Consider the following 20,450-nt stretch of genomic DNA (forward strand, 5'->3'; position numbering starts at 1 on the left):
CCGAGATGCCGCAGATGCCGCCGCCCACAGTGCTTCCCGATATCCTGCGCGAGCGCGCCGCCGCCGAGCCGGACCGCACGGCCTACATCTTCCTCGACGACACGGGGGAGGAGACCGCCGCACTCACGTACGGTCAATTGCATGCCGCCGCGCTGGGTGTGGCGCAGGAGCTCGCCACACGCTGCGCACCGGGCGATCGTGCGCTGCTGGTCTTTCCGCAGTGTCTGGAATTCATCGTCGCCTATTTCGGCTGCCTCTATGCGGGTGTCATCGCGGTACCGCTGAATCCGCCACGCCGCAATCGGATTCAGGACGGTACCCGATCCGTCGTGCAGGACTGCGCACCGACCGCGGTGCTGAGCCTGGAACTCTTCCTGGCACCGCTGCGGGCCGCGCTGGAGCCGCTGTGCGCCGCGACCCACTGGCTCGCGGTCGACGGGATGCCTGCAGCCGCACCGGGATTCGAACCGTTCGCCGCAGCCCTCGACGACGTGGCCTTCCTGCAGTACACCTCGGGTTCGACGGCAGCACCCAAGGGCGTCATGGTCACCCACGGGAATCTGATGGCCAATGAGGAGATGATCCGCCGGGGCTTCGGCCACGATCGCGATTCCACCGTGGTCGGCTGGGCGCCGTTCTTCCACGATCAGGGCCTGATCGGCAATGTGCTGCAACCGCTTTACGTCGGCGCGACCAGCATTGTGATGTCACCGGCCACCTTCATCCGCCGACCGCTGCTCTGGCTGTCCACTATCACCCGGTATCGCGCGCACACCAGCGGTGGCCCCAACTTCGCCTTCGAGGCGTGTGTCGGGCGAGCCGCCGCCGGACCGGTTCCGGAACTGGACCTGAGCAGCTGGAAGGTCGCGTTCAACGGCGCCGAGCCGATCCGGCCGGACACCCTGCGGCGCTTCGAGGAAACCTTTGCGCCGCACGGGTTCAGCACCGGCGCGTGGTACCCGTGCTACGGGCTGGCCGAGGCCACACTGCTCGTCAGCGGCGGCGCACCGGGCCGCGGCCGGCGACTGCTCGAGGTGGACGTCGAGGCGCTGGGCGAGCGCCGGTACGTCGCCGCCACCGGAGCACGGACCAAGACCCTGGTCGGCTCGGGGCACGTGCTGCCGGGCGAAGACGTGCGCGTCATCGACCCCGAGTCCGGCGAGCAGTGTCCGCCGGATCGGGTGGGTGAGATCTGGGTCGCGGGCGGCCATGTGGCGCAGGGGTACTGGCGGAACGAGACCGTCACCGAACTGACCTTCCGCGCCGGCGGAAAGTACTTGCGCACAGGTGATCTGGGCCTGCTGCTCGATGGTGAGCTGTACGTCGTCGGCAGATCCAAGGATCTGGTCATCATTCGCGGCCGCAACTACTACCCCCAGGACATCGAGCAGACCGTGCAGGCCGCCCATCCGGCGTTGCGAGCCGGTGCAGGCGCGGCATTCGCGATCGACGGACCGGAGGGCGAAAAGCTGGTGGTGATCCAGGAGATCCGGCGCACCGCCGACGCCGATCCCGCCGATGTCGCCGCCGACATCAAGGCCGCCGTCCTGCGTGAACACGAACTCGCACTCGCCGATCTGGTGCTGACCGCGCCGGATGAGGTGCAGCGCACCAGCAGCGGCAAGATCATGCGGTCCGCCGCCCGGAAACGCTATCTGGCCAAGGAATTCGAGCTGTGGACCCCGCAGATCGAAGCACTCACCGACGCACCGAGGAGCTGAGCATGTCGAGCTGGCAGGCACCGAATCCGCATTTCGCGCAGGCAGTCGAGGGCGCTGTGCTCAGCATGCCCGCGGCCCGGCATCTCGGTTTCGAGTTCGGCCGCGTGGCCGCGGGCGAGGTCGAGATCGTGCAGCCGTTCCGGGTGGAACTCACCCAGCACAACGGCTATTTCCAGGGCGGCGTGCTCGGTTCGCTCGCCGACTTCGCCGCGGGATCCGCCGCGGGCACCCTGCTGCAGCCGGGCTGGGTGAATATGACCATCGACTACACGGTGAAGATCCTCGCCCCCGCCAAGGGCAAGCGGATCGTGGCCCGCGGCCGGGTGCTCAAGCCCGGCGCCCTCATCACCTCCGCGGCCGCGGACGTCTACTCGGTCGAGGACGAGGGCGAAATCCTCTGTGCCACCGCCCTGGTCACCATGCGCAATGTAAAGCTGGGGTAGCCGTGAGCGCCGCGCCCTTCGCCTTCGACCTGTTCGCGCCGGCCTTCGCGGAGGACCCCTATCCGGACTATGCCCGGCTGCGCGCCGAAGCTCCGGTGCACGAGCATCCACTCGGCTTCTGGATCCTGTCCAGGCATGCGGATGTGGCTGCGCTACAGCGTTCTTCGCATTCGGTCGACGAGGCCAATCTGACCCGGCTGCCCGCGTGGAAGAGCGACAGCGCCACACTCGGCAAGGCGAACCGGATCATGCGCGGACAATCCATCCTCGATCAGGACCCGCCCGATCACACCCGTCTGCGCCGCCTGATGGCCAAGGCGTTCACCCGCCGCGCGGTGGCGGACCGGCAGCCGAGCATCGTGGCCTACGTGGAGGCCGCGCTGGACCGCATTGCGGAGGCGGGCAGCGCCGATATCGTTGCCGAACTGGCCTTTCCGCTGCCCTTCGCAATCATCTCGGAGATGCTCGGCATTCCGGTGGTGGAGAGCACCCGGGTGCGCGAACTGACCGCGCTCATGGTGCTCTCGCTCGAACCGCTCGCCGATCCCGACCTGCAGACGCGCATCCGGGCCGCCAGCGAAGAATTGCGCGCCATGATCGGCGAGTTCGTCCAGTGGAAGCGTACGCACCCCGGCGACGACCTGCTGACCGCGCTGATCAGCGCCGAGCACGACGGTGACGCACTGACCGAGGACGAGCTGATCGCCCAGGTCATGCTGCTTTACGTGGCCGGGCACGAGACGACCGTCAACCACCTGTCCGGTGGCCTGCTCGCCCTGCTCAACCATCCCGGGCAGGCCGCGCTGCTGCGCTCCGAGCCCGCCCTCGCGGTGAACGCGGTGGACGAGCTGCTGCGCTACGACTCCCCGGTCCACCTCATGCGCCGCATCACGGTCGAGCCGCTGATCGTCGGCGATATCGAAATCCCCTCCGGCAGCTGGGTGCTCGCCTGTATTGCCGCCGCGAATCGGGATGCCGAATTCTGGGGCGACGACGCGGACGAACTGCGTATCAATCGCCCGAATGCGGCGCAGCACGGTTCATTCGGCGCCGGCGCCCACCACTGCCTGGGTGCGGCACTGGTCCGGCTGGAGGGCAGTGCCACCCTCGCTGCCTTCGTGCGGCGCTTCCCCCAGGCGCTTGTCGAGGAAGTGCGGTGGAACGGCCGCATCAATGTGCGCGGTCCCGCGCAACTGATAGTCACGGTATAGCCGAGGAGTCTGCCCATGCCGATCGTCCATCTCGACGGCGTCCCGATCGCTTACTCCGACACCGGGATTCCGCCCGAACATCCGGATGCCCAGACCCTGGTCTTCGGGCACGGGCTGCTGTTCGGCGGCTGGATGTTCGAACCGCAGATCCAGGTGCTGCGCGGCCGGTACCGGTGCATCACCATCGACTGGCGCGGTCAGGGCGAAACACCGCCCACCGCAGGCGATTACGATATGGATACCCTCACTGCGGATGCCGTGGGCCTGATCGGTCTGCTCGCGGTCGCCCCGGTGCACTGGGTGGGCCTGTCCATGGGCGGCTTCGTCGGCCAGCGTCTGGCCGCCCGCCACCCCGAACTGCTGCGCTCGCTGATCCTGCTGGATACCAGTGCGGGTCAAGAGGATCCAGCCAAGATCGGTGAGTACAAGCGCCTCGCCATGGCCTTGCGCCTGGTCGGATTCCGGGCGATCCAGGGCCAGGTCGAACCGCATATGTTCGGCTCGGTCTTCCGCAGTGCGCCGCAGAGCGGGCCGATCATCCGGGATTGGTCCGCCCGCCTGCGCCGCCGTGATCGTGCGGCCATCGGCAAAGCCGTGCTTGCCGTGGCCGATCGCACATCGGTGGAACACGAGCTCTCGGCCATCGCCCATCCCACCCTGGTGGTGGTCGGCGCCGACGACCGGGCGACTCCGCCGCTGCGCGCCCGCCAGATCGTCGACCGCATTCCGGATGCCCGGCTGCACATTATCGAAGACTGCGGCCACACAAGCACTCTCGAACAGCCCGCCGCCGTCACCGCGGTGCTCGAGGAATTCCTGGCCGCCGTAGCGGCCAGGTGACCGCATCAGCCGCAGTGCGTGTCGGGCGGCAGCGCACCGCTGAGAAAGTGGTTCTCGACAGTGCGCCCCACACAGTCACCCGTGATGGGCACCCCGTGACCGACGCCCTCGACGGTGATCAAGGCCGACCGTGAACCGAGGGCGGCGCGCATGGTCTGTGCTCCGGCATAGGCGGTGGACGGGTCGTACTGCGCCGGATCGGCAGGCCAGGCGGTATCACCGCAGAGCACCGCATTTTGACTGCTCACGAAATTGTCCGGGAACACCCGCGCCACAGGCAGTCCGGACAGCGCCGCCGCCGGCAGATTCCGCGGCCGCCCACCGTGCGAACCAGGGGACGGCCTGATCGACTGCGAGTCCCTTGTTTTCGATACCGTCGCGCACTCCGCCCGGCGGGTCCACGCTATTGAGCTGCACTCGATCGGCGTGATCCGGGAACAGGCCGACGTAGACCGCGCCCCGAACGCCGGTCCCGATCCGCATCATGTATCTCACGGTGCACCAGGGGAATACGCCCTCGGAACCACCCGGAGGCCGGTGCGGCGAGTCCCATTCCCACCCGCCCTCCGCCCGGGGGTGGAGGCGCCCGCGCCGCGCCGACGGTCGGGCGCTGTCCGCCGCCGCGCGGGCGGAGGCTACCCTGGTAGTCAGGGACGGGGATATCCGTGCACTTCTCGGTGACGGGTGACAGCGCTGACATGCGCCGTTGATACCCTCCTCCGGGCAATACCCCGTCTAGGTATTAATCACCAACGAATGTCATAGGAGATCGCGTGTGTCAGCGGATCGTCTGCCAGAGCTGCGGTAAGCCCTCCTTCCAGGGCTGTGGCGAGCACGTCGAGGAAGTACTCGGCGATGTGCCTGTCGCGCAGCGTTGTTCGTGCTCGAACCCGGTGTCGGGATCTACCAGCCGGGGGCTGTTCAGCCGGCAGTGAATCACCGGTGGTGATCAGTTCCGTAGGTGCGGCGTGTAGACGACGGACCACGGAGCTGCCGCACCCGGCGCGGCCAGTGGGGTGCGCGCGCTATCCCCGGCGACCACCCGGGTGGCGAGTTCGGCGAATCGAGCAGCCGCCGGATGGGTGCCGGTACTCGGCCACACCATGGACAGGCGTCGGCACAGTGGGCGGCCCGCGAGCGGCCGCCATGCCACTCTGGGCTCACGGCGTGCGGTCGACTCCTGATCGAGAGCCACCCCGTGCCCGGCCAGCACCAGGCCGAGCAGAAATTCCGGATTCCGCGCGTGCCGAATGCGAGCGGGCACAAAACCGTGCTCACGGCAGCGTTCCAGCAGCAGATCGTGCCAGTCGGGTGCGGTTTCGCGAGGGAAGAGCACCAGATCGTGCCCGGTGAGGCCGGCGAGCTCGACCTCGGCCGACCGTGCGAGCGGTGCGGTGCGCGGCAGTACGACGCCCAGCGGCTGTTCGACGCCGCTGCCGTGCTGCAGGTCGGGCCGGCCGATCGGATGGTCCACCATCCCCACATCCAGGCTCGAGGTATCGAGCATTCGAAGTTGTTCCGCTGTGGTCAATTCCAGTAGATCCACTGTGAGCCCGGGTATTTCGGCGTCGATTCGGCTCAGTAGCGCATGCAGCACGGGCGCGGAGAGATCCGGTGGCACCCCGGCGCGCAGCGTCCCGAGATCACCCTCACGCGCCTTGCGCATGACAGTGCGCAATCGTTCCTCGGCGGCGAGCATTCGCCGAGCCTCGTCGATCAGCAGGCTGCCCGCGACGGTGAGCTCCACCCGCCGGTGCGAACGGTCGAACAGTGGCGCCCCGAGCTCACGTTCGAGCCGCTGAATCGACTGGCTGAGCGGCGGCTGCGCCATCCCGAGCAGCTCGGCGGCCCGGCCGAAATGCAGCTCGTCGGCGACGACCAGGAAGTAGCGCAGGTGCCGGGCCAAATCCACCCGGCAACGATAGGGCATCTGGGATCAGGCGCGCCTGCGGCTACCGTGATCGGGTGGCGGCAGCGGAACGAATTCGAGAAACCTTCGCGGCGATCCCGGTCCGGGGGTGGCTGCATGCCGTCGATATCGACAGCGGTCGTGAGATCGCGGTGGATGCCGGTGAACAGGTGGTGATCGCCTCGATCTTCAAAATCCTGCTGGCACTCGAATTCTGCCGGCAGTGCGCGGCCGGGCAGCTGGATCCGACCGAGCGGGTGCTGGTGCGCGCCGACGATCGGCTGGGCGGCTGGGGTACCGCGGGCTGTCAGGACGATATCGAGATATCACTGCGTGACCTGGCGTTCTTCGCAATGTCGGTGAGCGACAATACCGCTGCGGACCTACTCCTGCGCCGAATCGGCACGGATACGCCCGCCCTGCTGGCCGCCGAACTCGGCCTGGATCGCACCCGCGTGATCGGCGGGCCGCGCGAATTGCTGGAATCCATGCTCGCCGATGTGGGTGCGGCCGACGGCGGCGAATTCGCCCGGATCTATCCGACGCTCACCCGGGCGCAGGTGTCGACCATGCGGGTCTTCCGGCCGGACCACACCACCTCGAGCACCCCGCGTGAGATCACCGATCTGCTCGGCCGGATCTGGCGGGACGAGGCCGGTGTGCCCGCGGCCTGCGCCGCCACTCGCGATCTGCTTCGGCGGCAAGTGTTCTGGACCCGCCTGGCCGCCGGATTCCCGGACGAGGTGCGGGTGGCCTCCAAGACCGGCACGCTCCCCGGACTGCATATGGAGGCCGGGGTGGTCGAGTACCCGGACGGCGGTCGCTATGCGGTCGCGGTATTCGCCCGCACCGAGGAGCCGGGTGCGCGGCGGATCGATGTCGATCTGGCCATGAGCCGGGCCGCCCGCGCGGCGGTCGATCAGCTCCGCATGCCCGCCGAAGTGCTCTGATCCCGATTCGCCTGAGCCGCCGGCGCATTGCCCGGTTCGTCGCCCGCGAGCCCCAGCAGCCGTGCGCCCAGCTCGAGCAGCGCCGTATCGATGCCCGGCTGGGCCTGCAGATGGGGCATGACCGCGATGTCGTTCATCACCGTCTGCGCCGCCTGCACCCGAATGCGCGCGGTGACCGCGTCCAGACCCGGATGCACCTGGATGAGCAGGTGCACCCACTCCGCGATATAGGCATGCTGCGTGGACCTGGCTCGATGCCTTTCGGATTCGGGCAGGTGCATGGATTCGGAGATGAGCAGCTGGATCAGATCGGGATTCTCGAAGGCGAACGCGCCGTAGCTGTGCAGCAGGCGCAGCATGCCGTCGCGGGGATCGGCCGCCCGTGCGAACGCGCGGTTCATCTCCATCTGCAGCCACTCGTCGCCGCGGAATACCGCGGCCATCAGGATGTCGGATTTGGCCGGGAAGTGGTTGTAGACGCTCGGGCCCGAAATGCCCACGCCGGCGCCGATTTCCTCCATGCTCACGCCCGCGAATCCGTTCCTGGCGAAGAGCCGGGTGGCCTCGGCGAGGATGGCCTCGCGGCGGGACTGCCGGGTCAGTCCGGCATGTGCGGTGTGGTCGGCGGGTGTGGTCGGCAGCACGATCGGCGCATCGACGACGGCGGTGATGAGCTCTCCGATCAGCGCGATGGATGCGGGCTCGGGCAGTGAAAGACTGTGGAACGAAAAGCTGTTCGCGGTCGCCAGTGCGGACCAGGCCAGTAGATCGGCTTCGGCGGGGGCGAGGCCGGGCCGGCGCTCGGTGATCAGTTCGGCGAAGCGCGCGCCGATTCGCTTGGTGGACACCCTGATCGAGGTGCGATCGTCCTCCGGCAGCTGCCGGGATTCGCGCCGCACCAGCACACCGACCCTGCGGTGCTGCAGGGTTGCGACCGCGATGATCGTGGGCAGGTCCGCGGCGGTCGCGGTGCGCAGCACCGACTGCATGGTTTCCAGCGCCTCGTCGACGACGGTGACGAGCAGATCCTGCTTCCCGCGAAAGTGCCGGTACAGCGCCGAAGGGCCGATGGACACCGCCTCCGCGACATCGCCCATGCCGACCTTGGCATAGCCGTTCTCATAGAAGAGGTCCGCCGCCGCCCGCAAGATCATTTGCCGCCGATTCGCGGGCCGCGTGCCGCGCGCCGGGTCACCGAGGGTCCGCTCGTTCGGCCCGCTCACCGCGCCATCGCCTCCGATTCCTCGCCCGACGGCGAGCGTGTGATGTTACCGGCCGACCGGCCGCATTCGACGTCCGGTGCGGCCTCCCGGCTCAACCGGTGGTTTCCCCTCCGGTTACCGTCGAGGGTGTTCGTTCGAATTACTGTCCTTCGGAGGTAGTGACATGGCTCGAATTTCCGCTGTACCGACATCGCTGCTCGCGGCCGGCGGCCTCACCGGCGGCTTCGCGCTGGCGCAGGCCACCAAGCGGCGGCAACTGGGCGGTGCGGTGTTCGCGGCGGGCACGGCGGCGGCATTCCCGCAGTGGCGCAAGACCATCGGCACCGGTGGTGCTGCCGCCCTGACCGGGCTGTCGATCGGCGCCATGGGCGCCTCGCATCCGCTGGCGAAGAAGATCGGCGCCTGGCCGTCGGTGGCGGTCGTCTCGAGTGTCGTCGCACTCGCGGCCTGGGCGGCTGTCGACCGCCGCGCCTGATCGCCGCGCGGTACCAGGGCTCGGCGACGGATCCGCTGACTGAACAATCGGTCAGAACTCTGCGCTAGGGTGGACTGCCGTCGAACCCTGAACACCGTGGGAAGTGAGCGAATGTCCCGTCGTACCGACATTCTGGAGGCCGCTGTCCGGGTTGTCGCCCAGCGTGGCATTCGCGGGCTGCGGGTCGAGGAGCTCGCGCAGGAGGCCGGTGTGTCGACCGCGCTGATCTACTACCACTTCCGCGATCGCGCGGGCGTGGTGTCGAGCACGCTGGAGTTCATCAGTACCCGCGCTGAGCAGTACACCGAGGTGGACGCCGATCCCGAGGCTGATCCGCGCGGGCACCTCGAGCAAACCCTGCTGCGGGAGCTGCAGGACACCCCGATGATCGTCGAGAACAGCACGGCCTGGGGCGAATTGCGCGCCTCCGCCATCTTCCAGCCCGAACTCCGCGAGCAATTGCGGGCGGCCACCGCGCGGTGGACGGACTACATCGACGAGCTCATCCGCACTGCGCAGCAGCACGGCAGTGTGCCGCCGGAGGTGGACTCGGGCGAGGCAGCCGAACGACTCACCGCCGCGATCGAAGGCCTGAGCATGCGCTGGCTCAGCGGATCGCTGGAGCTGGATCGGGCGCGAAAGCTGCTGCGCGGTAGTCTGATCGCGGAACTCGGATCCCCAGGGGAGCAGCGATGACACGACGTGCGGTGGTCAGCGGCGGCGGTACCGGAATCGGCAGGGCCGTGGCACAGCGCCTCGCCGCCTATACAGACACCTTCCGCCTGAACGTCATCACGGCAGTCCCCCTGCTCGGCCGCGGCTGAAATCGGCCGATCGGGTCGATCGGGCGACCTCCGCTGTGACTCAGGCGGTTTCGCGTTCGGCTTCGTTCCCGGTCCCTACGCCCAGCAGCGGCGTGAAGTCCCGGAATACGGCGGCCATGTCCACGGCGTCGGGATCGAGCAGCCACTGGGTCTGCAGGCCGTCCATGACCGCGACCAATAGTGGCGCGGCCTGTTCCGGTGTCAGGCCGCCGGGTAGTCGCTCGCCGAACTCATTGCGCAGCACGTCCGCCAGGGCCGCGCGGGCGTCGGTGTAGCGGTCCTTGAAGAACTCCCGCGCGGGGTGGTCGTCGGTGACGCTCTCGCCGGCGAGGGCGGAGAAGGTCTGCACGAGGCCGCGGCGCATGGCGTTGTAGTCCACCAGTTGCTCGACATCGGCTATCCGCCAGGAGCTTTCGGACTTGGCGGGGAAGGCGGTGATATCCCAGCGGTCGCGGGCTTCGAGGACGCCGATCAGCAGCAGTTCCTTGCTGGGGAAGTAGTGCAGCAGGCCGGGCTGGGTGAGGCCCACGCGTTCGGCCACCGCGGCCAGTGATGCGCCGCGGTAGCCGCGTTCCGCGATGACCTCCATTGCGGCCTGCAGGATGGTCTCCCGCCGGTCCTCCGCCTGGGCGGCCCGCCCGCCACGCTGTCGCTGCCTCACCGCACGAGCCTATCGGGATGCTCGGCGGGGTGCGTCCGGTGTGGGCCGCGCAGCGATCCCGCACGCTGCTCAGGAGGTGATATTGCTGATCTGATTGCTCCAGCTCTCATTCTGGTCGAAGAGTTCGCCGGTGCCCGAGACGAAGACGCTGTGCGCCCGGACATCACCGGTCAGCTGGTCCAGCAGCCAGGCCGTCGGGTAGCCCAGATAGCTGTACACCCCGCGCACACAGGGGAAGCTCGCCGCGGCGCAGTCGGGTTGTCCCTGCACATCATTATGGTTGGCGTCGTTCACCGTGGCCCACGCCTTGGCCACCGTCTCCGGAGTCGCCTCGTAATAGGCCTGTTCGGACTGCAATCCGCTCGTCTGCCACGGCTGCGCCTGGGTCGAGGGTGAGATGACGCTGTCCTGCGCACCGTTTACGAAGAACACCGAGCCCGCCTCGATGCGGCGGGTGTCGGCGCAGATGCCGGGCAGGCAGGACAGCTGGATGGGCAGTTCGATCGGGACGGCGGTCTTGATCGCGCCACCGGAGTTGATCATGGCGTTCAGTGCGCCGACAGCGCCCTGCGAATGGCCGACGGCCCCGATCTCGTCGGGGTTCAGCTTCTGGAAGAAGATGCTCGCGGGCGTCGAGTTCTGTTGCACCAGGTAGTTCGCGGCGGCCGTGATGTCGGCGCCGGTTCCTGTGGCCACGTTTTCGGGGGCGATCACGACGAATCCCCATGACGCCAGGTGCTGCAGCAGATACGTGTACTGGTGCGGCAGTGCAAGGGTGCCGTCGCCCAAGGTGATGACCGGATGCCGGAAACCCTTGGCGCCCAGATCGGTTGGGTACCACACGTCGTAGGCCGCGCCGGTGGTGTCGCAACACGCGAAGGCGTGCTGGGCGGTCACCTGCCACGGTCCGGGCGCGCTGTAGCCGGACTCGATGGTTCCGGTGGCCTGTTCGCTCGGCGCGGCTGTCGCGACCGCCGCGGCGGTCGCGAGGCAGGTGGCGGCAGCCAGCGCTGCCAGTGTGCGGGTCAGTGTGTGGGCCATGGGATTCCTTTCACGCCCACAGAGCATGCGGACTGCGTACCCCAACTACCGAGCATTAAGTAGGAGTCGTTATAGGAATGTTATTTCGATGGAAATGCTTTTCGATCATCGGCCATCGGCCCGCCGGAATTCCGTCCTGAAAACTGCGAACGGCCCGCGAGCCGAACTCGCGGGCCGTGCATCCTTACCGGTGATCTAGCCGGTGGTCTCCAGCTCTCAGGATTCGTTCTGCGGCAGCGTATTCGAGATTCCCTGCGGCGATTCGGGGGAATAGAACTGGGCATACCAGCGCCGCAGCGCCTTGATGCCTTTCTCGTGCGGCAGCAGTACCGGGCGGGCCCGGTGGATCTTGTGATCCCAGATGTCGAGTTCCTCCCGCACCTCCCCGAGGGCCACCATGCGGAAGGCCAGTTTGAGTAGGGGAGTGGCGAACGGTACCCGGGCCGGTCGCTGGATGTAGTACAGCATCCGCAGTTCGCTGGTGGTGTCGTCGATCGGCGTGGTGAGCGCGATCGCGGTCATGGTGATGAGCAGTCCGCTGGTCCGCACCACCATGACGCCGGGGCCGTACATGAAGACATCGAAGCTGTTGTCGAGCCAGTACCCGAGTACCGATTTACGGAACCGGCTGTGGATCTCGGCGAACGGCCCGTCCGGATGCAGGTCCTGCACGGGCGGTTCGCTCTGGCCGTGAATGTGGTGGAAGTGGGATTCGTCGACAATGTTCTCCCGCATCTCCTGCACGTGGATGCGGGCCTGCAGCACATCGTCGATCGGGCGGGCGTAGTCGGGGGCTGTGGCTTCCGGGACGATCGGGACCTCCCAGGTCGGTTCCTCCGGCCCGGTGTAGACGAAGATCAGGCCGCTGTGTTCGCGCACCGGGAACCCGCCCAGCGAGACGCGGGGTGCGCGGGCGGCGAACGGCGCGGAGGCGCAGGAGCCGTCGGTATCGAATTGCCAGCCGTGGAACGGGCATTCGAGCTTGCCGTCCACCACCTTTCCACCGGCTCCCAGGTGGGCGCCGTAGTGCGGGCAGTGCGCATCGCGGACGGCGACTTCGCCGTCGCGGCCGCGGAAGGCGACGAGCGCACGGCCGAAGTAGTGCAGGCTGACAACTTTGCCGCGGCGCAGATGTGCGCTGCGCAGGACCGCGTACCAGCCGTCGGGCACGCTCGGCATCGGATATTGGTCGGCGCGCGGATCGCGCGGCAACTCGGATAGGCCGGGACGATCACGTCGTAGGATCACGATGCCCACCATAACTAGAACGTGTTACTGAATGGTGAACCTGATGTTTTCGAAGTGAACGAATGACGTTGTCCTGTAACGCAACTCACTATCCGTCGGGGGCGGCTCCTATTTCGCAACGTTGTCCGGTGCGCGATGCGATGGTCGCCTCAGAATTTGTTCAAGGGCCGAATGGGCGGGGAGACAGCCGAATTCACCTGCAGCGCGATGATCACGCCGATGCTCAGATAGGTACTGACGGGGCACAGCGCCACGCTCGCGGCATACAGCACCTGCACGATGCCGATGCGACGTCGAATAGCCGGCACGTCTTCCGGGGTGGTGGTGTCGGCGAAGAGTTCCGCCCGGCGGGCGTATCGCAGGCTTCCGAGCTGCACCAGCCCGAGGTAGAGCAGGTCCACCCAGTAGACCAGCAGCGCCAGGCGGGACTGCGGAAACGCGGCCAGCAGTGCGGTCGCGAAGGGCACCAGGCAGATTCCGAACAGGAACATGATGTGGATCCACGCCAGCGATCGGTCGGCGCGGGTCAGCAGGTTCAGCTGGGTCTGCTGGCCGATCCAGAACATGCCCAGGGTGAGGAACCCCAGTAGGCAGATGACGAACTGCGGTCCGGTGTGGGTCAGGGCATGCCACACCTGCTCCTCGTCGGACACCGCGCCACTCGACCACAGCAATCGCTCGTGCCAGGTCCGCGCCGCCGGTACGTGCAGATCCAGGACCAGCAAAGTCATTGCGACAGCGAATATTCCGTCGCTGAGGGCGGCGAGGCGTCCCAGATCCTGGGCGGCGATGCGGTGATAGCGGGTCACGAACCCCGTACCCCTTCCGGTCGAAGCCACACGGGTCGGTGGCCGGGTCGGGTCCGAGTATGACGACGATCGCCGAGAGCGGCAGTGCCGCATGCGACCGCCCCGGGTCGCGGGACCCGGGGCCGGCAGCCGCGTGGTGATGAATGCGCCTGGCGCGTACGTCAGTTCGTGATCCGCCCGCCCGCCACATCGATGGTGATGCCGGAGAGATAGGACGAGGCGTCGGAGGCCAGGAACAGCGCGGCCTCGCCGACATCGGTGGTCAGGCCGAGGCGGCGCAGCGGGTGGGCCGCCGCGACCTGCTGCTGCACGGCCTCGGGCATATGCGCGTCCACCTTCTCGGTGCGGATCGACGACGGGGCCAGGGCATTGACCCGAATGCCTTGGGGGCCGAGTTCGGTAGCGAGGTGCCGGGTCAGCATGATCACTCCGGCCTTGGCGACCCCGTAGGCCAGATTCGCCTGGCTGGGCTGGCGGCCCGCGGTCGAGGACATGGTGATGATGCTGCCGCCGCCCTGGGCGATCATGCCGGGCAGGAAGGCCTGGATGGTGAGGAAGGCCGAACTCAGATTCGCGTCCAGTGCCTGATGCCAGCGCTGTTCGGTCAGATTCGGGGTCGGCACGGGCTCGCCCACACCGCCGGCGAAGGCGGCCAGAATCTGGACCCGGCCGAGCCGGCTCTCCACGAGATCCCGGACCTGTTCCAGCGCAGTCGCATCGGTGACATCGGCGACGGCTGCCAGTGCGGTGCCACCGGCCTCGGTGATCTGCGCGACGACTTCGTCGAGTGCCTTCTCATCGCGGCCGACAATGCAGACCCGCACACCCTGCGCGGCCAGCATGCGGGCGGTCTGCGCGCCGATACCGCGTGAGCCGCCGGTGATTACCGCGATCTTGCCGGAGAGGTCGGAGTAGCTGCTGATGGACATGGCATCGAGCCTTTCGATGGGTGATAAAGGGAAAGCGGTGAATTCAGCGACGGGACAGCACTACGCCGGTGGTGATCAGCCAGAGCAGACCGCCGAACCGGACGACCGGCAGCAGATAGCCGAACCCCGAGGCAATGAGTGCCAGCGTGGACAGTGCGGCGGCCGCGGCGATGGCGAAGCCGATCCACACCAGCACCGGCGGCAGCGTCCGATTCAGCAGTGCCGGAATCGAAATCCCGATGATCAGCAGTCCGAAACCGGCGGAATAGGCGGGCCCGCCGGTGAGGTAACCCATATCGGCGATCGCGCGGGCCAATTCCGGTGTGCTGCTGCCTGCCAGATGTCCACCGGCCCAAGCGAACAATGCACTGAAGGTGAGTGCGGCGGCGGCGAGCCCGGCGCCGACGACGGCGATCGCCGGGGCGCGCAGCGTGCGCTGCAGCAATGCGCCGGCGATGGCCAGCGGGGTGGCCGACAGCAACATCAGCACCGCTCCGGCATTGATCAGATCGGTGTGCGAGGTCGTGTAGGCGAGCACATCCGCGCCGCTGGCATCGGGATGCGGGACGCCGGCATTGGTGGCCACGTACGCGATGGTGAATCCGGCGAAGGCGAGGACGGGGGCGAGAACTGCGGGGTTGATGCGATTGGTGCTGGTGCGAGCGGCAGTTGTGGTGCTCATGGCGGAGATCCTCGAGCTCGGGTGAACCGTACTTCCTCAATAATGATTACAATCTGTAACGATTGTCAATCGTAAATCGTATCCGCGCTGCTACCATTGCTTCGTGGATACGAAAGAAGAATCGGCCGGGCACCGCACACCCCGGGCGGTTGGATTCCTGTTGGCTCAGGTCGGGGCACATGCCGCCGATAGATTCGCTGCGGGCACCGCGGCATTGGACCTGACGCCGGCCCAGGCGGGCCTGCTGCGCGCGCTCGTCTTCCGGCCCGGCCGCAGTCAGCGCGAGCTCGCCGATGATCTGGGCATGCCGCCCAGCCGCTTCGTGCAGTTCGCGGACAAGCTCGAGGAGCGCGGCCTGATCGAACGCAAACGCAATCCGGACGACAGGCGCCTGCACGCGCTGTTCCTGACGCCGAAAGGTCAGGCGACGCTGGGCGAGCTCGGTGCGGTCGCCATCGAAAACGAGGCGCAGCTGTGCCGTTCCCTGACCGACGATGAGCATCGGCAACTCGCCGAACTACTCGGTCGCATCGTCGCCGATCAGGGCCTCACCCCGGGTGTGCACCCGGGGTACAAATCGGTATGACCGGATTCTGAATCAAGCTGCCGGCCAACCGCGTTCAGTGCTGACCGACCAGCTCACGCTCGTCGGGTGTGGTCCGGCGGGTGCGCCGCCAGGCATAGGCGAGGAAGGCGATCAGGCCCAGCAGCGGCAGCGAACTCACGGCCCAGCTGACGGACAGCGGCGGGCCGGGCTGCTGTAGGACGTTGAGATCGTGGAGTTCGCCGACGCCCTGACCCTGCGGCCCGTCGATCGTGAACCGGAACGTCCAATTGCCCTGCTGATCAAGCGATCTGACATCCAGTCCCCAGACCTCGTGCTTCCGCGGATGGCGGGAGAGCGGCTGGGATTTGCTGACCTGCCCGTTCGGCCGGATCGTGGTCAGGGTGCCGGACTTATCGGCGATGCCGCCCTCTGGATCGAAGGTGAAATCCAGCGATTGCATTGCGCGCAGCGGCCATTGGCTGAACCCGATGGTGAGGCTGTACGGACCCGCCTGGACGTGCTCGGTGTGCACGATATCGACCGGTTGATAGGCGGCAGCGGTGCCTGTGGCGGTGGCCAGCAGTCCGAGGACGGCGAGAAGTGTTGCGGCGGCGGACAGCAGGCGGGCGATCATGCGCGGGCTCCGGTGGTCGGGGCGGCGAGGTGGAGCATGTCGCCGAAACGCCAGCCGAGGAATCCGGCGAGGCCGCCGAAGATCGCGCCGAAAACGGTGGTGCCGATTATGGTCGCGGTCACGGGCAGCGAACCGCCGTAGATGAGAATGTTCTGCCACGGTGCGCACAGCGCGACAATGGCACCGCCGATCGCACCCGCCAGCGCCGGAAGCAGCCGGACGGTGTGCCCGCTCCGGCGCAGCACCAGATCGACGACAATGCCGACCGGAATCAGGCACAGCGGAATCAGGGCCGGAGTCGCCGGAATACCCCGAATATGTTCGCGCATAGGCAGTTCCACGAAATCCGCGTAGGCGCGCGCGGCCCACGGCGCGAACCACCAGAACACGCCCTGCATGGCGGCTGCCACCAGGGCTGTGATCGTCGCGCCACCCTTGCGGAGCGAGCCGCCGGTGATCAGCAGGATCAGTGCCATGAACGCGGTCACCACGACGGTCCATCGAATGGTGCCGCCGCTGAGTCGCTGCACGGCCAGCGCGGTGATGGTGCTGGAGATCAGCAGATTGCCGAGGCAGACGAGCGCGCCGAGCTGTCCCCAGCGCTGTTCGCGCGCGGCGGCGAAGACGATGACGGTGCCCACCGAGGTGACGGTGCTGGACAGGAAGAGTCCGATGTGCGGCGGTGAATCGATGATGGCGTCGAAGCCGTAGAGACTGTGCCACCACAGATCCCACAGTCCGTACAGCAGGAAGGACGCCGCGCCCAGGCTGGTCACCAGGTAGCCGAGCGGTGCGGTGAAGGTCCGGCCGAAGACGCCGATACCCGGCCCGCCGAGCGTCGCGTCCATGGTGCGGCCCGCGCGCCCCGCGGCTGTTGTCGCGAGAATCACTGCGAGACTGGTGAATCCGGACATGGCGGCGCTGGCGTAGATGAACAGATGCGGCAGGGTGAAGAAGGTGTCCGGGCCGACGTCGCTGTGCCACTGGATATCCCAGGTGGCGCCGACCGCCCAGGTCATGGTGGCGGCGAGCAGGATCGACGCGGGTAGCCAGGCGCGTAGGGAGGTGGCGGGGGAGGCCACCGAGGTGGTGATCCCTCGCCCCGATGCGGTGAGGTCCATGTGCTGCTCCTGATTCATGTCAGTTGGCTCGTACGGGTGCGGGTCAGTTGGCTCGAACGGAAAAGGTTGCGCGCCCGCTGCCCTGCGGGCCGGACAGATTCACCGCGATCTCCCACTGCCCCGGCATGGGCAGATTCACGGCGGCGCGGTAGTGGCCGGGTGTCACGGTGGTGGCGGTGGCGGGCGGCACCGCATGCCCCATCTGCGGCATGGCGGGCTCCACCGAAACCCGTTCCAGTGCAGCGGGTTTGCCCTGCTGATCGGTGATCTCCAGCTCGGCCGAATTATCGCCGGTGTGCGCCGAGCCGTCGCCGACGGTCAACTCGACACGGTAGGGCCCGGCGGCCATACGCTGCGCCGGTGCCGAATCGCTCGGCCACACCCACCACGTCACCAGCGCCACGATCACCGCGGCGGCGATCAACAGCAAACCCCTGCGGGTGGTCATTGCGACTCCTTCGCCCGGACATCGACGGTGGCGGGCACGGTCATCAGGGCATAACCGCGCTCGGCCTGAGCCCAGACCAGATACCGGCCGGGCAGTGGGAAAGTGAAGGTGAACGACACATCCGGGCCGTAGGCGGCAACGGTCTCGTCCGGCAATTGCGCGCCCGGGCCGAGCATCGGCGCCATGGCGTGCGCGTGCGCCCAGATCGGTGCGGCCGCGGCGGCCGCGCCGGTGGGCACATGATCGGGCAGCGGACCGACGGCAATGAGATGACCGACCATGCCGAGCCAGGGTTGTAGATCCGCGGCGCCGCCGAAATGCGTAGTGAGCGTGCCGGGTTCGCCCGCGACCAATGTCGTGGGGACCAGCTGGGCACCCGCGGAATCCGGGGCGGGGGCCGCACCGGATTCGCCCGTAACATGCAGCGTGGACCGCAACAGCTGTACCCCGCCACCACGGCGCGCGATCTCCGCCGCGATCCCGTAGTCGCCGGACTGGTTGAGGGTCAAGCGAATCCGGTACTCGCCGGGTGCGGTCCGGATCGGATGCCGATGCCAGAAGGTGCCGTTCGGGCCGACGATCATCAGGTGCAGCAGGGCATCATCGTTGACCAGTAGATCGTCCACGGGCTGCCCGGTGGCGGCATCGGTGAGCGATAGCATCAGCTCGGTGGGATGACCAGTCTCCGCCGCACCTCGTGTGGTGAGCGTCAGATTCACCGGCGGCCGTGAGTAATTCGTCGTCATCGGCAACTGCCGCTCCGGAAAGGGATCGCCGATCGTATCCGAGGTGGGATCGAGCAGACTCCCCGCCGGCCGTGGCAGCGGTGCGCTCGCCGACAGCGTCGCCCCCGTAATACCGACCGCCAGCGCCGCGATCATCGCCCCCGCGGGCACCAGCGTCGGCCACCCGCGCCTGGACACCATCGCCGTGCCGATCGAAACGAGCAGCAGCACACCGGCTCCGAAGAACCCTCCATAAGCCGCCCGCTCCCACGGCGTTACCACCGTAGCCGCCACCAGAAATGGAATCCGCGCCACCTGATCGCCATCCTTGACCGCCAACTCCCACGGCCCCGCATGATCCACCCGCAGCGTCGCCGAATACACCCCCGCCCGATCCCCCAGCGCCACAGTCCCCGCCGACTCGTCCCCGCCCCGATCCGAGGGCGTGACACTCAGCGCGAGAGTCCCCGCCGCAGAACCGACATGGGTAATAACGTCCACCCGCAACGGCCCAGGCACCGGCTCAGCCCGCCGCACCACAACCGTCAACTCCCGATCCCCGAGCGACTGAGCCACCATCACATCGCTCCCCGCCACCCCACCATCAGCACGCGCCACCGCCCCGCCGACAACCCCAACCACACACAACCACCCGGCGAGCACCACCCCCGCAACCCGACCCCCGCGCATCTAGACCCGGCCACCCACTGCGGCCGCCCGCATCTCGCATCGATATCCCGATTGTCCGGATCTGCCCAAGGCCCGAGTTGTCTGTGGCGGCTGCACCATTCCGAAGCTACCGAACGGACGCCGCCCGCGACTCCGGGAGAACCCCGATTGCGCCCAGGCATCATGTCCCACTGAGGGGGGAGACTGAGCCCGAAGCGAGCCCTTGTCTTTTCGTGTCTTCTTCTCGAGAACGGCACCACGGCCGGTCGACCCCGCCGGTACCGCACAGCCTCTCTCAACTCCGGAAGGTCAACCGGGTACCCCTCCCTACGTGCCCAGCACGGCCCTCTCGGGCTTTGCCCGCACCCCGTGCTGACCAACTCTGCTCGGCAGGCAAGAAACCCAGGTGCACCGACTGTTTCGGCATAGAACCGTCGGCTCCCGAGAACGGAACAGCGGGTGTCTCAGCGGCACAGCGGTTATCGGGTCTGTGCGGTGCGGACACCTGCTGTGCGGCCGTCGAGAAGGCGTGTGTGGTGCCCGCTCCGGGTGGATTCGATGCCGAGGCAAGCCGGTGCACCTGGGTTGCTTGGGTCGAGGGGCGGTGTTGGATCCCGGGGTGCGGGCAGGGCCCGAGATGGCCGTGCTGGTGGCGTCGGGTGGGGTACCCGGTTGACCTTCCGCGGTCACGAGGGAAGCTGCGGTGCCAGCCGGAAGACTGGTTGTGGTCCGGTTTCAGAGACAAAACACGAAAAGACAAGACCCGAAAGACCAAGGGCCGCCTGGAGAGAAGGGATCGAAGAGCAAGAGCCTGAAAGACCCGGGCTGGCAGCGTTCATGGTGCTCGAGGGATCGGCGCTGATGGTGGTGGCGGGGTAGCACGAGGTTCCGGGCGTTCGGTGGGCGATGGCACGGGGTGCGCGGTGATTCGGCACGAGTGTTGCATCGGCAGGATCAATGTGATGGTGTTTTCGGTGTGAAGCCTGCTGTGTGGGTGGGGTTCCGGGTGGAGGGTGGACTCACGGGGGCGCGAGCCACGCCTGCTGCTGGTCCATCCGGTGCGGGTTCCGCTGCGCTCGTTCACGGCGGCGGTCGGCGTCTGTGGAAACAGTGGTTGGGCAGTGTCTTTGGCACCGCTGGAGTGCGCTGCTGCGGTCTGCGGTCTGCGGTCTGCGGTCTGCGGTTGTCGAGTCGGTAGGGATGGTGAGGATCGGCCCGGGCTGCCGCTGTTGTCGCCGTTCCCGGTTCTGGATGATTGGGGTCGGCGGCGATGAAACCTTTGGTGGACAAGGACTTGTCGTAGCACCGTCAGGATCGACTTGACGATGTCTGCGCCGGTG

The 20,450-nt window shown here is 67.5% G+C and carries 22 protein-coding genes; 9 read left to right on the forward strand and 13 right to left on the reverse strand.

Annotated features, from left to right (window positions below; genetic code table 11):
- Nucleotides 1–5: 5 nt before the first annotated feature.
- From OG716_RS02995 to OG716_RS03010, 4 genes are read left to right on the forward strand one after another with little or no spacing between them, the layout of a single operon-like run.
- Nucleotides 6–1,721 (forward strand): fatty acyl-AMP ligase, encoded by a 1,716-nt coding sequence (locus OG716_RS02995; RefSeq protein WP_405136159.1) that lies wholly within the window; start codon nt 6–8, stop codon nt 1,719–1,721.
- A 2-nt stretch (nt 1,722–1,723) separates the two neighbouring features.
- Nucleotides 1,724–2,164 carry a PaaI family thioesterase gene (locus OG716_RS03000; RefSeq protein WP_405136160.1) on the forward strand — a complete coding sequence of 147 codons (441 nt, stop codon included), beginning with the start codon at nt 1,724–1,726 and terminating at the stop codon, nt 2,162–2,164.
- Between the two features lie 2 nt (nt 2,165–2,166).
- Complete coding sequence (locus OG716_RS03005; protein WP_405136161.1) at nt 2,167–3,375, forward strand: cytochrome P450; 1,209 nt, start codon at nt 2,167–2,169, stop codon at nt 3,373–3,375.
- Nucleotides 3,376–3,390: 15 nt separating this feature from the next.
- Nucleotides 3,391–4,215, forward strand: a complete 825-nt coding sequence (locus OG716_RS03010) for an alpha/beta fold hydrolase (RefSeq protein ID WP_405136162.1) — start codon at nt 3,391–3,393, stop codon at nt 4,213–4,215.
- A 5-nt stretch (nt 4,216–4,220) separates the two neighbouring features.
- Here OG716_RS03010 and OG716_RS03015 read toward each other — a convergent pair whose 3' ends face one another.
- Both OG716_RS03015 and OG716_RS03020 read right to left on the reverse strand, forming a co-directional pair.
- Entirely contained in the window at nt 4,221–4,463 is a 243-nt protein-coding gene (locus OG716_RS03015) for an alpha/beta hydrolase (RefSeq protein ID WP_405136163.1), read from the reverse strand.
- A gap of 701 nt (nt 4,464–5,164) precedes the next feature.
- Nucleotides 5,165–6,127 (reverse strand): LysR family transcriptional regulator, encoded by a 963-nt coding sequence (locus OG716_RS03020; protein WP_405136164.1) that lies wholly within the window; start codon nt 6,125–6,127, stop codon nt 5,165–5,167.
- Between the two features lie 53 nt (nt 6,128–6,180).
- Between OG716_RS03020 and OG716_RS03025 the strand changes: the two genes are divergently transcribed.
- Nucleotides 6,181–7,074 (forward strand): serine hydrolase, encoded by an 894-nt coding sequence (locus OG716_RS03025; RefSeq protein ID WP_405136165.1) that lies wholly within the window; start codon nt 6,181–6,183, stop codon nt 7,072–7,074.
- Here OG716_RS03025 and OG716_RS03030 read toward each other — a convergent pair.
- A complete protein-coding gene (locus OG716_RS03030) occupies nt 7,044–8,297 on the reverse strand; it encodes a TetR/AcrR family transcriptional regulator (RefSeq protein WP_405136166.1) in 1,254 nt (417 codons plus the stop codon). The two genes, OG716_RS03025 and OG716_RS03030, sit on opposite strands and share 31 nt — an antisense overlap.
- A 163-nt stretch (nt 8,298–8,460) precedes the next feature.
- Between OG716_RS03030 and OG716_RS03035 the strand changes: the two genes are divergently transcribed.
- The 3 genes from OG716_RS03035 to OG716_RS03045 all read left to right on the forward strand — a co-directional run bounded on the left by OG716_RS03035 (nt 8,461) and on the right by OG716_RS03045 (nt 9,596).
- Nucleotides 8,461–8,772, forward strand: coding sequence for a hypothetical protein (locus OG716_RS03035; RefSeq protein WP_405136167.1), 312 nt, complete (start codon nt 8,461–8,463; stop codon nt 8,770–8,772).
- Nucleotides 8,773–8,883: 111 nt separating this feature from the next.
- Complete coding sequence (locus tag OG716_RS03040; RefSeq protein ID WP_405136168.1) at nt 8,884–9,468, forward strand: TetR/AcrR family transcriptional regulator; 585 nt, start codon at nt 8,884–8,886, stop codon at nt 9,466–9,468.
- Nucleotides 9,465–9,596 carry a hypothetical protein gene (locus OG716_RS03045; protein WP_405136169.1) on the forward strand — a complete coding sequence of 44 codons (132 nt, stop codon included), beginning with the start codon at nt 9,465–9,467 and terminating at the stop codon, nt 9,594–9,596. Before OG716_RS03040 ends, OG716_RS03045 begins: the two co-directional genes overlap by 4 nt.
- Before the next feature lie 40 nt (nt 9,597–9,636).
- Here OG716_RS03045 and OG716_RS03050 read toward each other — a convergent pair whose 3' ends face one another.
- The 6 genes from OG716_RS03050 to OG716_RS03075 form a co-directional block, all read right to left on the reverse strand.
- On the reverse strand, nt 9,637–10,257 hold the full coding sequence (locus tag OG716_RS03050; RefSeq protein ID WP_405136170.1) for a TetR/AcrR family transcriptional regulator: 621 nt from the start codon (nt 10,255–10,257) through the stop codon (nt 9,637–9,639).
- 69 nt (nt 10,258–10,326) lie between these two features.
- Complete coding sequence (locus OG716_RS03055) at nt 10,327–11,298, reverse strand: chlorophyllase/cutinase-like alpha/beta fold protein (protein ID WP_405136171.1); 972 nt, start codon at nt 11,296–11,298, stop codon at nt 10,327–10,329.
- A gap of 216 nt (nt 11,299–11,514) precedes the next feature.
- Entirely contained in the window at nt 11,515–12,546 is a 1,032-nt protein-coding gene (locus tag OG716_RS03060) for a Rieske 2Fe-2S domain-containing protein (protein ID WP_405136172.1), read from the reverse strand.
- A gap of 149 nt (nt 12,547–12,695) precedes the next feature.
- Nucleotides 12,696–13,355, reverse strand: coding sequence for a TMEM175 family protein (locus OG716_RS03065; RefSeq protein WP_405136173.1), 660 nt, complete (start codon nt 13,353–13,355; stop codon nt 12,696–12,698).
- Nucleotides 13,356–13,516: 161 nt separating this feature from the next.
- Nucleotides 13,517–14,284, reverse strand: coding sequence for an SDR family NAD(P)-dependent oxidoreductase (locus tag OG716_RS03070; RefSeq protein ID WP_405136174.1), 768 nt, complete (start codon nt 14,282–14,284; stop codon nt 13,517–13,519).
- A gap of 43 nt (nt 14,285–14,327) precedes the next feature.
- A complete protein-coding gene (locus OG716_RS03075; protein WP_405136175.1) occupies nt 14,328–14,966 on the reverse strand; it encodes a DUF4386 domain-containing protein in 639 nt (212 codons plus the stop codon).
- Between the two features lie 103 nt (nt 14,967–15,069).
- Between OG716_RS03075 and OG716_RS03080 the strand changes: the two genes are divergently transcribed.
- Nucleotides 15,070–15,552 (forward strand): MarR family winged helix-turn-helix transcriptional regulator, encoded by a 483-nt coding sequence (locus OG716_RS03080; protein ID WP_405136176.1) that lies wholly within the window; start codon nt 15,070–15,072, stop codon nt 15,550–15,552.
- Between the two features lie 34 nt (nt 15,553–15,586).
- Here the strand turns inward: OG716_RS03080 and OG716_RS03085 are convergent, their stop codons facing one another.
- Genes OG716_RS03085 through OG716_RS03100 form a run of 4 tightly spaced genes read right to left on the reverse strand, consistent with a single transcriptional unit; the run spans nt 15,587 to nt 19,020 of the window.
- Complete coding sequence (locus OG716_RS03085) at nt 15,587–16,147, reverse strand: hypothetical protein (protein WP_405136177.1); 561 nt, start codon at nt 16,145–16,147, stop codon at nt 15,587–15,589.
- On the reverse strand, nt 16,144–17,268 hold the full coding sequence (locus OG716_RS03090) for a hypothetical protein (RefSeq protein ID WP_405136178.1): 1,125 nt from the start codon (nt 17,266–17,268) through the stop codon (nt 16,144–16,146). The genes OG716_RS03085 and OG716_RS03090 overlap by 4 nt, the downstream gene beginning before the upstream one ends.
- A 43-nt stretch (nt 17,269–17,311) precedes the next feature.
- Nucleotides 17,312–17,716 (reverse strand): FixH family protein, encoded by a 405-nt coding sequence (locus tag OG716_RS03095; RefSeq protein WP_405136179.1) that lies wholly within the window; start codon nt 17,714–17,716, stop codon nt 17,312–17,314.
- Complete coding sequence (locus tag OG716_RS03100; RefSeq protein WP_405136180.1) at nt 17,713–19,020, reverse strand: hypothetical protein; 1,308 nt, start codon at nt 19,018–19,020, stop codon at nt 17,713–17,715. Before OG716_RS03100 ends, OG716_RS03095 begins: the two co-directional genes overlap by 4 nt.
- Between the last annotated feature and the right edge of the window lie 1,430 nt (nt 19,021–20,450).

Source organism: Nocardia sp. NBC_01388, from assembly GCF_045040085.1.
Classification (GTDB): domain Bacteria; phylum Actinomycetota; class Actinomycetes; order Mycobacteriales; family Mycobacteriaceae; genus Nocardia.

Coding starts and splice junctions, on each gene's coding strand:
- OG716_RS02995 (WP_405136159.1), top strand. CDS start 6: ATGCCGCAGATGCCGCCGCCCACAGTGCTTCCCGATATCCTGCGCGAG.
- OG716_RS03000 (WP_405136160.1), top strand. CDS start 1,724: ATGTCGAGCTGGCAGGCACCGAATCCGCATTTCGCGCAGGCAGTCGAG.
- OG716_RS03010 (WP_405136162.1), top strand. CDS start 3,391: ATGCCGATCGTCCATCTCGACGGCGTCCCGATCGCTTACTCCGACACC.
- OG716_RS03035 (WP_405136167.1), top strand. CDS start 8,461: ATGGCTCGAATTTCCGCTGTACCGACATCGCTGCTCGCGGCCGGCGGC.
- OG716_RS03040 (WP_405136168.1), top strand. CDS start 8,884: ATGTCCCGTCGTACCGACATTCTGGAGGCCGCTGTCCGGGTTGTCGCC.
- OG716_RS03045 (WP_405136169.1), top strand. CDS start 9,465: ATGACACGACGTGCGGTGGTCAGCGGCGGCGGTACCGGAATCGGCAGG.
- OG716_RS03055 (WP_405136171.1), bottom strand. CDS start 11,298: ATGGCCCACACACTGACCCGCACACTGGCAGCGCTGGCTGCCGCCACC.
- OG716_RS03070 (WP_405136174.1), bottom strand. CDS start 14,284: ATGTCCATCAGCAGCTACTCCGACCTCTCCGGCAAGATCGCGGTAATC.
- OG716_RS03075 (WP_405136175.1), bottom strand. CDS start 14,966: ATGAGCACCACAACTGCCGCTCGCACCAGCACCAATCGCATCAACCCC.
- OG716_RS03085 (WP_405136177.1), bottom strand. CDS start 16,147: ATGATCGCCCGCCTGCTGTCCGCCGCCGCAACACTTCTCGCCGTCCTC.
- OG716_RS03090 (WP_405136178.1), bottom strand. CDS start 17,268: ATGGACCTCACCGCATCGGGGCGAGGGATCACCACCTCGGTGGCCTCC.
- OG716_RS03095 (WP_405136179.1), bottom strand. CDS start 17,716: ATGACCACCCGCAGGGGTTTGCTGTTGATCGCCGCCGCGGTGATCGTG.
- OG716_RS03100 (WP_405136180.1), bottom strand. CDS start 19,020: ATGGTGGCTCAGTCGCTCGGGGATCGGGAGTTGACGGTTGTGGTGCGG.